Annotated in this window: 9 protein-coding genes; 6 read left to right on the top strand and 3 right to left on the bottom strand. The window is 74.6% G+C overall.

What is annotated here, in order from left to right:
• Positions 1-121: 121 nt before the first annotated feature.
• The 4 genes from hutH to ABD208_RS10760 all read left to right on the top strand — a co-directional run bounded on the left by hutH (position 122) and on the right by ABD208_RS10760 (position 6,131).
• Positions 122-1,870: a histidine ammonia-lyase gene (gene hutH / locus ABD208_RS10775; RefSeq protein ID WP_344102503.1), complete on the top strand. Its 1,749-nt coding sequence runs from the start codon at positions 122-124 to the stop codon at positions 1,868-1,870.
• 192 nt (positions 1,871-2,062) lie between these two features.
• Positions 2,063-4,105, top strand: a complete 2,043-nt coding sequence (locus ABD208_RS10770) for a D-alanyl-D-alanine carboxypeptidase family protein (RefSeq protein WP_344102501.1) — start codon at positions 2,063-2,065, stop codon at positions 4,103-4,105.
• 294 nt (positions 4,106-4,399) lie between these two features.
• Positions 4,400-4,777, top strand: a complete 378-nt coding sequence (locus ABD208_RS10765; RefSeq protein ID WP_344102499.1) for an STAS domain-containing protein — start codon at positions 4,400-4,402, stop codon at positions 4,775-4,777.
• 55 nt (positions 4,778-4,832) lie between these two features.
• Positions 4,833-6,131 carry a D-arabinono-1,4-lactone oxidase gene (locus ABD208_RS10760; protein ID WP_344102497.1) on the top strand — a complete coding sequence of 433 codons (1,299 nt, stop codon included), beginning with the start codon at positions 4,833-4,835 and terminating at the stop codon, positions 6,129-6,131.
• On the opposite strand, the gene ABD208_RS10755 is transcribed toward ABD208_RS10760, so the two are convergent.
• Both ABD208_RS10755 and ABD208_RS10750 read right to left on the bottom strand, forming a co-directional pair.
• Positions 6,111-7,133 carry a sensor histidine kinase gene (locus ABD208_RS10755; RefSeq protein WP_344102495.1) on the bottom strand — a complete coding sequence of 341 codons (1,023 nt, stop codon included), beginning with the start codon at positions 7,131-7,133 and terminating at the stop codon, positions 6,111-6,113. The two genes, ABD208_RS10760 and ABD208_RS10755, sit on opposite strands and share 21 nt — an antisense overlap.
• Entirely contained in the window at positions 7,130-7,849 is a 720-nt protein-coding gene (locus tag ABD208_RS10750) for a response regulator transcription factor (protein WP_344102493.1), read from the bottom strand. Before ABD208_RS10750 ends, ABD208_RS10755 begins: the two co-directional genes overlap by 4 nt.
• 501 nt (positions 7,850-8,350) lie before the next feature.
• Here ABD208_RS10750 and ABD208_RS10745 point away from each other — a divergent pair.
• Positions 8,351-8,995, top strand: coding sequence for a SigE family RNA polymerase sigma factor (locus ABD208_RS10745; protein WP_344102491.1), 645 nt, complete (start codon positions 8,351-8,353; stop codon positions 8,993-8,995).
• The gene (locus tag ABD208_RS10740) at positions 8,992-10,452 is read left to right on the top strand and encodes a hypothetical protein (RefSeq protein WP_344102489.1); all 1,461 of its coding nucleotides are present in this window, start codon (positions 8,992-8,994) and stop codon (positions 10,450-10,452) included. The genes ABD208_RS10745 and ABD208_RS10740 overlap by 4 nt, the downstream gene beginning before the upstream one ends.
• A 190-nt stretch (positions 10,453-10,642) precedes the next feature.
• Here the strand turns inward: ABD208_RS10740 and ABD208_RS10735 are convergent, their stop codons facing one another.
• Complete coding sequence (locus tag ABD208_RS10735) at positions 10,643-11,986, bottom strand: excalibur calcium-binding domain-containing protein (protein ID WP_344102487.1); 1,344 nt, start codon at positions 11,984-11,986, stop codon at positions 10,643-10,645.
• Between the last annotated feature and the right edge of the window lie 87 nt (positions 11,987-12,073).

Genomic DNA, 12,073 nt, shown 5'->3' with positions numbered 1-12,073 from the left:
TCGGCCATAGTGTGATGTACCAGATATAGACGCGGCCAGGGTAGTAGTACCCGCCGTGAGCGCGTAATTCCCGCCGCGTTCCCGCCGCAACGAGTCGCCGCCCGCGAGGCACACTGGCCCCATGACCACGCCCCGCGCGACGCCCCACCCGGAGACCCCGGGCACCGGCCAGGCGCTTCCCACCAGCACCGTCGCTGAACCGACCGCCGTCGAACCCACCGCAGCCGGCCCGCGTGCCGGCGATCCCGGTGCCGTCGAGCTCACCGGCGAACCGCTCACCGAGGAGCAGGTCGTCGCCGTCGCCCGGCACGGCGCCCGCGTCGTCCTCACCGAGGCCGCCCGCGACCGCATGGCCGCGACCCGCCGCATCATCGACGACCTCGCCGGCGACCCCCGCCCCCACTACGGCGTCTCCACCGGCTTCGGGGCACTGGCCCGCACCCACATCCCGGCCGGGCGCCGGACGGACCTGCAGCGCAGCCTGGTCCGATCGCACGCCGCCGGCACCGGGCCCGAGGTCGAGACCGAGGTGGTCCGCGCCCTCCAGCTCCTCCGTCTCAACACCCTCGCCACCGGCCGCACCGGCGTCCGCCCCGGGACGGCCCAGGTCTACGCGGACATGCTGAACGCGGGCATCACGCCCGTCGTGCACGAGTACGGCTCCCTCGGCTGCTCGGGCGATCTGGCCCCGCTGAGCCACGTGGCGCTCGCGGCCATGGGCGAGGGCCAGGTCCGGGTCGCGGGCCGCCCGGACGCCGTCGTCGGCCACAACGACGACGACGCCGCCGCGCCGCGGCCCGCCGCCGAGGCGCTCGCCGCCGCCGGGATCCCGCCCGTCACGCTCGCCGAGAAGGAAGGGCTCGCGCTGATCAACGGGACCGACGGCATGCTCGGCATGCTCGTCCTGGCGCTGCACGACCTGCGGAACCTCCTCGCGGTGGCCGACATCGCCGCCGCGCTCGCCGTCGAGGCGCTGCTCGGCAGCGACGCGCCGTTCGCCGAGGACCTCGTGGCGCTGCGGCCGCACCCCGGGCAGGCGGCGTCGGCCGCGAACCTGCGCGCCCTGCTCGCGGGCAGCGGCATCATGGCCAGCCACCGCGAGACCTACGACGACGGGTCGCCGGTGTGCACGCGCGTGCAGGACGCCTACTCGCTGCGCTGCGCCCCGCAGGTGCACGGCGCGGCGCGCGACACCCTGGACCACGCGGCGGCAGTCGCCGGGCGGGAGCTCGCGGCCGCGATCGACAACCCGGTGGTGACGCCGGACGGGCGGGTCGAGTCGTGCGGCAACTTCCACGGGGCGCCGGTGGGCTACGCGCTGGACTTCCTGGCGGTCGCGGTCGCCGACGTCGCGAGCATCTCCGAGCGGCGCACCGACCGCCACCTCGACAAGCACCGGAACGAGGGCCTGCCGCCGTTCCTCGCGCACGAGGCGGGCGTCGACTCGGGGCTGATGATCGCGCAGTACACGGCCGCGGGGATCGTGAGCGAGCTGAAGCGGCTGGCCGTGCCCGCGAGCGTCGACTCGATCCCCAGCTCCGCGATGCAGGAGGACCACGTCGCGATGGGCTGGACGGCGGCCCGCAAGCTGCGCCGCGCCGTCGACGGGCTCGGGAGCGTGCTCGCGATCGAGGTGCTGACGGCCTGCCGCGCGCTCGACCTGCGGCTCGCCGAGCGGTCCGGCGGCAGCCCGTGGGGTGCCGAACGTTTCGCACCGGGAACGCGCGCCGTGCACGACGCCGTCCGTGGCGTGGCGGGCGGCCCCGGCCCGGACCGCGTCCTGGCGCCCGAGATCGCCGCTGTGACGCAGCTCGTGACCGGCGGGGACCTGGTCGCCGCGGCGGGGGCGGCGGTGGGTTCGCTGCACTGACGTGCGACGGAGTTTGTGAAAGCTTTTGACGGAACCCTTGTTCGCGGCGTCCGGCGATGACACGATCGGTGGTCGGGACGGCGCGCGAGCGTCACCCCGGCTGCATGCGGCACCTGGATGTCACCGGCTTGTGCAAGGATGCCTGCCGCAGGACACATGCAGTGGTGACCAGGGATTCGACGGAGGGTGTTCATGAGCAGCCCGAGCGATCCGGATCGCAGGGGACCCGACGGCGCCGGGGCGGCGCCTTCCGGCGGTGTCCGCGCGTCCGGTTCCTTCTGGTCCCGCGTTCCCGGCCTGGCGCTCCTGCGCACGCATCGCCGGGCGGTGCGGCGCACGGCCTCCGGCCTGACGGGGGCGATCGTCGCCGCGGCGGTCCTGTTCGTGTCGGGCGGCAGCCTGCCGCAGGGCGGTGGCGCCAGCTACGCGGACACGCCGCTGCGCTCGTACGCGGGCGCGGCCGAGGTGCTGCCCGCGGGGCGCTCCGCGGACGTCACCCACGCCCAGGTGCTCGCCGTGCTGGAGCGCGCGCATCAGCTGGCCGTCCAGCAGGGCGCGGCGCTGGATCCGGAGATCGCCCAGGCCGCCGCCGAGCTCGGCATGCTCTACACCACGTACAAGGCGCAGGAAGAGGCGCGCACGGCCGAGGCTCCCGAGGGCGTGCCGAGCGGTGCGCCGTCGGCGGGTGTGCCGAGTGCCACGCCCGGCGCCGCGCCGTCCGGCGCCCCCTCGCCGGCTCCGTCGGGCGCGGGCGTCCCGTCGCAAGGTCCGGAGGGGGCCGACGGCGCCCCGCCCGAAGGCCTCGAGGGCACCGGCGGCAAGGGCGGCGGGCAGGGCAGCCCGGCGCCCGGCCCGACGCCGTCGGCGAAGGCATGGTCGGCCACCGAGGTCCGGAACGTCCGGCCCCGGGCCGGCGGCGTGCCGACCGGTGGCCCCGGCCAGGATCTCCCCGGCGCCACGGCGGGGGACTCCCACGACCACGACCTGCTCGTCACGTACGACGACGTCGTGACCGCGGCCCAGCGGCTGGCCCGGCTGATGGATCCGGGGCTGTGGGACGCGCTGGTGGACCCGGTGCCGGCCGACGGCTCCGGCCCTGCCGCGGCGGATCTGCGCGGGAGCCTGGAGTCGATCGTCGACGCCTTCGGGCTGTCGACGGCGGGATACGCCAACGGGCGCATCCCCGCCGACGTGCTCTGCCCCCTGGCGTTCGCGCCCGGCCACCTGCTGCGCTGCGACGCGGCCGAGCGGCTGACCGCGCTCAACGCGGGGTACGAGCAGCAGTTCGGGGTGAGCATCCCGATCACCGACTCGTACCGGTCGTACGAGGCGCAGCTCGCGGTCAAGGCGGCGAAGCCGTACCTGGCCGCCGTCCCCGGCACGTCGAACCACGGCTGGGGCATTGCGGTGGACTTCGGCTCGCCGATCCACACGGGCGTGAGCGCCCAGTACACCTGGCTCCGCCTGCACGGGCCCGACTTCGGCTGGGACAACCCCGTCTGGGCGCGCCTCGACGGATCGAAGCCCGAGCCGTGGCACTTCGAGTTCTTCGCCGCCGGGATCATCCCGGACCGCGCCGTCGGCGTGACCGACGTCGGCGTGTGGGACGACCCGCGCTACAAGCCGCCCGCACGGCCGAAGCCGGGCGAGGGCGCGCCGGCGGTCCCCGCCGGGAACGACAAGGGCCCGGGCGGGCCGGACGGTCCGAGCACCGACCCCGGCGACGGCTCGCTCCCCTCCACCAAGCCCCCGGCACCCAAGCCCAAGCCAGGCCCGGACGCCGAGCCGACCGGCGAGCCCACCGGCGAGCCGACGATGCGCCCGACCAAGCGGCCGTCCCCGTCGCCCACCGGCGAGCCGAGCGGGCAGCCCACAAGCAAGCCGAGCGCGTCGCCCAGCCCGTCGCAGAAGCCGAGTCCGTCGGCCTCGCCGAAGCCCAGTCCGTCCGCGAGCTCGTCGCCGTCGCCGTCGCCGAACCCGTCGTCGTCGCCGGGCGACGTGAGCTGCCCGGACGGCAGCGAGCCGGCGGCGTCCCCGACCACGGCCACACCGTCCCCGTCACCCTCGCCGTCGCCCACCTGCGCGGCGGCGGACGCCCCGGACGCGACCCCGTCACACTCGGGCGTGCGGTCCCCGGCGCCGTCGGACGAACCCTCCGGCGGTACCACCGACGCCCTGACCGGGACGCCGAGCACGCCGAGCACGCGCATCTTCATGATGCGCCGCCCCAGGTGACCGATCCGGGATTGCGAGCGCGGTTCACCTACGAGATATTGACCCAAGTCCTAAGGAGCCATGGGGAAGCCGAGTGCGGCGGGAACCGGTGGGCGTAGTCCGCTCGTTGGCGTCATGTCACCGGAAATCGCTTCGCGCAACGTGAACTTAACTGGTCGGGACTGGACTGTTCGGGCGGTGAGGGGAAGACTCGTACTCAACAGAATTCCGGCCCTGCGCGTCACGACGAGGTGAGCAAGCGAAAAGGGCACGTCAAACATTGGTCGAACCGCTGACAACGGAGTGTACGAAGACATGGACCCTTTCCCGAGTTCTTCTGACCCTGCCCCGCTGCCGGGGCGTCCCGGGTCGGGCATCACCTGCAGGCACGTGTACGAGGGCTCGGTCCTCACCCTCTGGGGCGAGGTCGACGCCCAGCTGCGCGAGGCGGCGAGCCAGGCCATGGCCTCCCTCGCCTCGCGGCCGGACCCCGCGCCCGTGGTCGTCGAGGCGCGGGACGTGACCTTCATCGACTCGTCCGGGATCGCCTTCATCCTGCAGGTCTTCGTGCTGGGTGAGGAGACCGGCTCCGCGGTGACCCTGCGCGAGCCGTCGGCGGAGGTCATGCGGGTCCTGGAGATGGTCGGCCTCGCCGGCCGGCTCAACGTGGAGGCGGCCAGGGCCACCGCCTGAACCGGGGCCGTCCCGGGGTTCCGGGCCGCGCGCGACTCTGTGGGATCGTATCGGTGTGAGCGTTGACATCCACCAGAACTGGGCCCGGAATCTCGCGTACTCCGCGCGGCACGTCGCACGGCCGGCGACGCCGGAGGAACTCGCCGGGGTGGTCGAGGGGGCCGGCCGGGTCAAGCCGCTCGGCTCCCGGCACTCGTTCTGCGACGTCGCGGACACGACCGGTACCCACGTGCTCCTGGAGGCGTACGACGACGGCCGCCCGGCGGCCGTCGTCGACCAGGAGACCGGCGTCGCGTCGCTCCGGGCGGGGCTGCTGTACGGGCAGGCGGCCGTAGCGCTGCTGGAGCAGGGCAGAGCGCTGCGCACGATGGCGTCGCTGCCGCACATCTCGCTCGCCGGGGCCGTCGCGACCGCGACCCACGGCTCCGGCGACACCAACGGCTGCCTGGCGGGCGACGTCGTCGGCCTCGAGCTGGTGACCGCCGACGGCGGCACCCGCACGCTGCGCCGCGGCGACGCCGACTTCGCCGGCGCCGTGGTCGGCCTGGGCGCGCTCGGCGTGGTCACGCGGGTCGAGATGGCCACGGACCCCGCGTTCGAGGTGCGGCAGGACGTCGTCGTCGGCCTGCCCTGGGAGGCGCTGCTCGGCGAGCTCGACGCGATCACCGGCGCCGCGTACTCCGTCAGCGTGTTCACGCGCTGGGACGAGGCCGATGTCGCGCAGGTCTGGCTCAAGTCGCGTGTCGGCGGCGACGCCGGGCAGCAGGAGCGGCGGCCGGCTCGCGACGTGCTGCTCGAGCTGGGGGCCGCCGACGCCGCCGGCCCGGTGCACCCGCTGCCGGGCGAGGACCCCGCGGCCTGCACCGTCCAGGGCGGCGTGCCCGGCCCGGCGCACGAGCGGCTGCCGCACTTCCGGAGCGAGTTCACGCCGTCGTCCGGCGCCGAGCTGCAGTCCGAGTACCTGGTGCCGCGCGAGCGCGCGGTCGCGGCCGTCGAGGCGCTGCGCGGCCTCGGGCCGCGGATCGGGCCGCTGCTGTTCGCGGGCGAGATCCGCACGGTCGCGGGCGACGACCTCTGGCTCAGCCCGTTCGACGGCGACACGCTCGCCCTGCACTTCACCTGGAAGCAGGACGACGCCGCCGTGCGGGCCGTGCTGCACGACGTCGAGGCGGCGCTGCTGCCGCTCGGCGCCCGCCCGCACTGGGGCAAGATCTCCGTGACGCCGCCGGGGGACATTGCCGCGATGTACCCGCGGTTCGCGGACTTCGCGGAGCTCGCCGCGCGTCTCGACCCGGCCGGGAAGTTCCGGAACCGCTACCTGGACGCCCTGCTGTCAGGCGAGCGGCAGGCGTAGCTCGGCGACGCAGCCGCGCCCGGCGTTCCGGATCGTGGCCGAGCCGCCGTGCGCCTCGGCCACGCCCCGCACGATCGCCAGGCCGAGCCCGGCGCCTCCCGGCTCCGGCCCGTCCTCGCGCTCCGGTGTCCGTGCCCGTGTCCCGCGCCAGCCGGCGTCGAACACCCGCTCGAGCTCGGCCTCAGGGATACCCCCGCACTCGTCGTGAACCGCCACGACGGCGCTGCCGGCAATCCGGGCGGTGACAGTCACCGTGCCGCCGGAGGGTGTGTGGCGAACGGCGTTGACCAGGAGGTTCCCGATCGCCCGGGAGGTCTCACTCGCGTCCACGGAGGCCACCGCGGCCTCGCCGTCGTCCGACCCGGTGATCCGCACGCCGCGGGCGTCCGCGAGCGGGCGGGTCGCGGCGACGGCGTCGGACACGAGATCGCGCAGGTCGACGGGCTGGCGCCGCAGCACCAGCGCGGGGGACTGCAGGCGGGAGAGTGCGAGCAGGTCGTCGACCATGCCGGACATCCGGTGGTTCTCCGCCTGGATCCGCCGCACGGTGCCGGCGCGGTCCCCGACGCCGTCCTCCAGGGCCTCGGCCAGCACGCGGACGGCGGCGAGCGGGGTGCGCAGGTCGTGCGACACCCAGGCGACCATCTCGCGGCGTCCCGCCTCGATCTCGAGGTCCCGCCCGTGCTCCGCCTGCGCCGCGGCGGCGGTCGCGGCCATCCGCCAGACCCGGACCGCGAGGACGAGACCGACGGCCAGCGCCACCGGCACGGTCGCGGCGAGCAGCAGCAGGACCGTCGCCGAGTCCTTGTCGGACAGGAACATGGCCCGCACGCTCGCGTAGACGCCGGCCGCGACCGCCAGCACCACCACCAGCGGCGCGAGCACCGCCGCGACCGCGGCGCGCCGTCGTGCGAGCGCGAACACGCCGAACGTGCCGGCCGCCCCGACCAGCGCCGCCACCCCGGCCGACAGGATGACGCCCTCGATCATCACCTCGTTCACGACGCCCCGTCCCGGCCGGCCGCGGGCGGAGCGGGGTCCCAGCGGTAACCGACGCCGAAGATCGTGACGAGGCGCCTCGGCGCCGACGGGTCGTCCTCGAGCTTCTCGCGCAGGCGGCGCACGTGCACGGTCACCGTCGACTGGTCCCCGAACTCCCAGCCCCAGACCTCGCGCATCAGGCCGGGCCGGTCCTGCACCTGCCCCGGATGCCGCAGGAACCAGTGCAGCAGGTCGAACTCCCGGCTCGTGAGCGAGACCTCCTGCCCGCCGCGCAGCACCCGGTGGGCGCGCGCGTCCAGGGTGAGGTCGCCGTCGTGGAAAGTCCGTTCGTTTTCGGCGGGGATGAAATCCACGCCGGCCCGGCGGAGCAGGGCCTGGACCCGCAGCGTCAGCTCGCGCGCGCTGAACGGCTTGGTGACGTAGTCGTCGGCGCCGGTCACCAGGCCGAGCACCCGATCCTCCTCCTCGCCGCGCGCGGTGAGCATCAGGACGGGCAGGCCGGGGTCGGCGGCGCGGAGCCGGCGGCACACCTCGAGCCCGTCGATCCGGGGCAGCATGAGGTCCAGCACGACCGCGTCCGGCCTGTTCGCGGCGGCCGAGACGAGCGCGGCGTGGCCGTCGGCGGCGTGGTCCGCGTCGATCCCGGCGCGTTCGAGGTACGCGACGACCACCTCGGCGACGGTGCGGTCGTCGTCGACGACGAGAACTCGGGGCACCTTGCCAGCATAGGGAGCGCCACCCGGTAGGACGGCACCCGCGGGCGCGTCGTCACGCGACCGTAAGGTGGCCGCGCCCATCCGTCGTCCTGACAAAATTGATGAAACTGTTTGGAACCTTGCCGGAACCTGGTGCGTGTTCCCTGTGTGACAGTCGTTGTCCCGCCCCCCGCGCACGTCGCGGCGGGCCACAGACACAGCGTGTGCGAACGCACACGCGCTGTCACCGTTCCCGCATTTCGGACGGATGCGCACGTCGTCGTGGGCCTCGGGCTGGTCCCGGTGCGGCAGGACGAGCGGCACCCGGGCTCGCCGGAGAGAGCTGCTGTCGCGCAGGGGGCGACGGCATCCTCGAGGGCGCCCGGTGGGCTCGCCGTGGAGGACACGGCCGTCCGTCCGTCGTGGCGGGTGTCCGCCGAACCCGAGATCGACCAGGACAACGACATCGTTGATTGCACCGATCACGGCAAACCGACCGCAGATGACGTAACCTCGGGCCGCGTGGCCCCCCAGATTCGCCACGCCTCCGCGCGTGGCAACGACAACATTCGACATCCCGAGACAGGCCGCGGCGTCGCGGCCCGTCCGGCCGTCGATTCGAGCGCAGGCAAGACCGCCGACAAGAACGCCGAGTTCACGGAGTTCATGCGCGACGCCCGTGACCCGTTGCACCGGATGGCGTTCCTGCTCTGCGGCGACCGCCACCGGGCGGAGGAACTGACGCAGCAGACGTTCGAGCGCTGCTACCGCCACTGGCACAAGGCCCGGCAGGGCGACCCGCTCACCTACGCGCGCCGCATTCTCGCCAACCTGCGGATCGACACCTGGCGGCGGCATCGCCGCGAGGTGCTCGCGGGCCCCGAGGACCTGCTCAACGAGCCGGCCGCGACGCGCGGCGAGCCGGCGGGCGGCGGGGCCGGTGCCGGTACCCGCACGGTCGAGGACCGCGACGCCGTCGTGCGCGCGCTGCTGCAGCTTCCGCTCAAGCAGCGCCGCGTCGTGGTGATGCGGCACCTGCTGGACCTCTCGGAGCACGAGGTCGCCGACGAGCTGCGGATCCCGCTCGGGACCGTGAAGTCCACGGCGTCACGCGGGCTGTCCCAGTTGCGGGTCATCCTCGAGTCGGCCCGGGGAGGTGCACGATGAACGCCCCGATGTCCGACGACGAGTTCGTCTCGCACCTGCGCGAGTCCGCCTTCGACGCCGCCGGTACCTCGACGCTCGACGTCGACGCCGTGCTGCGCTCCAGCCGGCGCAAGCACACCGCGCGCCGCGCGGGGTACGCCGTCGCGGCCGGCCTGGCGCTGAGCACCGCGGGCATGGGCGCGGCGGGGGCGATCCCCGGGATCCCCGGGCTGTGGGACTCCGGGCCGGTGCAGGTGGAGCCGTCGGCGAGCACGTCGGCCGGTGACGGCACCGTCGACGTCGCGCCCGCGCCGTCGCCCGAGGCCCCGGGGGCGAGCCCCACGGGCATCCCCGCCGCGACGGAGGCCGAGCCGCAGGTCACCGAGGTCGGTCCGGGCGTGCAGCAGGTCACCCGGCCGATCACGAAGCGCGTGGACGCGGACACCGTCGTCATCGACCTCGGCCTCGGGGCCTGGGCCGACGGCCGGCGCTTCCTCGCGCGGATCGACCTGGGCGTGAAGAACGGGAGGACGGTCTGGACCGACCTGAAGATCTTCGCCGGTGACGGCAAGGACTTCGGCGCGCTCGCCGCGGGTCGCCAGGGCGGCACGGTCCTGTGGCAGGGCGTCACGAACGACGCCATGGTGCTCCGGGCCGACGGCGGCGCCACGCTCGTGTTCGGGCTCACCTCCCCGGCACAGGGCGGGTTGCAGCACCTCGTGCTCGACGAGCCGCTGGTGGCGGGCGATCCGTCGACCGCGTCCGTCGAGATCAAGCCGTTCGACGTGCTCGGCGACGGGAAGGTCTGGCTCCGGGTCGCCGAGGTGCGCTCGGAGGTGGCGCCGCGCGGGTTCGTCTACTCCGCGGGTGAGCGGTGGGGCGCCTCGTGGTGCCGGCCGTCGTCGGCGAAGTGCGCGGTGGTGTACCAGCCGGCCACGGACACCGTGGTGCGGCCGGACGCCGCCGGGCTGCCGGGGCTGATCAAGGAGCTCGGCACGACGATGGCCACGGCCACGGACCGGCCCGCGGTGACCGCGATGGAGCGGTGCGTCGCGCAACGGACCGGCCGGGCCTGGACCGCGCCGGCGGACCTGACCGAGGCGGCGCTGGGCACGGTGCCCTCGGGCGTCGCCGCCGAGCGGTGGCGGCTCTGCCTGCTCGACCTGAGCGAGGCCGCGGTCGCGCTGCAGCAGGGACTGATCGACGTCTCCGCGCCCACGCCGGAGTCCCCCGCGGACGGGGGCGGCGACATCCTGACGCCCGCCCCGGACGAGCCGCAGCCGAGCCGGTCCGCCGGGCCCATCGAGACCGTCACCGACGGGGTCGGGGAGATCCTCGACCAGGTGCTCGGTGGCGGGGATGACGGCGACGCCGGTTCGGGCGACGGTTCCGGGAAGGAGGATTCCGCCGGTGACGACGCGCTCGATCGCGACGCGCTCGGCGACACGGATCCCTTCGGAGGCGACTCCGGAGGGTGACGACCCGGCCCGTGAGCATTCCGGGCCGACAAAGACTTCCCGCCGGAGTCTGGGTTCCTCCGGCGGGAACAAACGAACGGCCCGGGGCAGAAATCTGGGGTTCTGCCTCGGGCCGTTCTCTCTGTAGCGGACGGCCGGTCACTCGTCGTGACCGGCCGTCCGTGCTGCTGCTCGCGACTGCTCGTGCTGTTTACTCGCCGCCCTCGCAGGCCTGGCCGTTGCCGTTCCCGTCGAGGTGCCAGCTGTAGCTCGGATCGGTGTTCGGCAGTGGTGCACGACCCGCTGCGCGGACGTCGTCGCAGGTGAGGAAGAACTGGTAACCCGGATCGCCGCCGGGGCCCTCGTGCTCCCGGTCCTCCCGGTCCTCCTCGTCCTGCTGCGCCCGCTGCTCGGCGAGCTGCTGTTCCTGCTCCGCCAGGTCGCGCTCGCTGTCGGCGATCTGCGACTCGCGCTTGCTCACCGCCTGCTCGCGCTTCGCCACCTCGTCGCGTTCCTGCTTGAGCTGCGCGAGCTTCGCGTCGAGCTCCTCGCGCTCGGCGGCGACGTCCTGCTCGAGCTCCTGGGCGTCGGTGATCGCCTGATTGGCGTCGGCCTGCATGTTCGCGGTGACGAAGACGCCGATGATCACGCCGAGCGCCACGCCCGCGACGCCGACGCCGATCATGAGGCCGTTGCCCGGGGCCGGGCGGTTCGGGCCGCCCTGACGGCCGGGCGGGCGCACCGAGGGCGGCGGGCCGCCGTGCAGGCCCGGGCCGGGAGCGGCCTGCAGCGGCACGCCGGGACCGGCGGGTCCCGGCCCGGCGGCGATCATCGCCCCGGGTGGCGGGGGCGTCCGGGAGTCGTGGTTCCTCGCGCCGAGCTTCTTGATCGACCCGAGGAGGTTCTGCCCGATCGCGGCGACCGGGTTCTGCGGTTCGGGGTTGCCGGGCGGGAGCATTCCCGGCCCGCCGGACCCCGTCGCGCCGGGTGGTCCCGGTGGGACCGGGCCGGGCATGCCGTGCGGCGGCGACATCGGGCCGGGCACGGCGCTGAACGCCATGGTGCTGGTGTCCTCGCGGGGACCGGCGGGGGCGTCGTCGTGCCGCGGCGGCGATGCCGCGGGTGGGAGCGAGCCGGGTCCACCGGGAAGGTCGCGTTCGATCCGCTGCACCGTGGCGTCGTCGACCGGCGAGAGGACGGAGGTCGCGTCGACGGGTGCGGGCAGCGGATCGCTGACGGGGCCTGACAGGGGGATCGTCTGCCCTGAGCTGACCGGGCCTGACGGGGGGAGCGTCTGCCCCGAGCCGGCGGGGCCGGGCGGGGGCATCGTCGCCCCTGGCCCGCCGGGCGGCACGGTCAGCGGCCCGGAGCCGGCGGACGGAACGGCCAGCGGGCCGGAGCCGCCGAACGGCTGGGGTGGCGCGGGAGGCTCGTCGATCCAGTACTCCCAGCCGGGCGGCGCCGGCGGCCAGGACGGGTCGGGCACCCAGCTGGCGTCGGGTCGGAAGCCCGGGGGCACTTGCCAACCCGGGGGCGGGTTGAAGCGCACGGCCATGGTCTCTCCTTCAACGTCGGTGCGGGGCCACTATGGAGCATTCAGTATCGAGAACGCCAGACGACCCCGATCCCGACCGGACATTTT

Source organism: Myceligenerans crystallogenes, assembly GCF_039529775.1.
Classification (GTDB): Bacteria; Actinomycetota; Actinomycetes; order Actinomycetales; family Cellulomonadaceae; genus Myceligenerans; species Myceligenerans crystallogenes.
The sequence above is the reverse complement of the archived record's forward strand: the minus strand, read 5'-3'. Positions and strand labels throughout refer to the sequence as shown.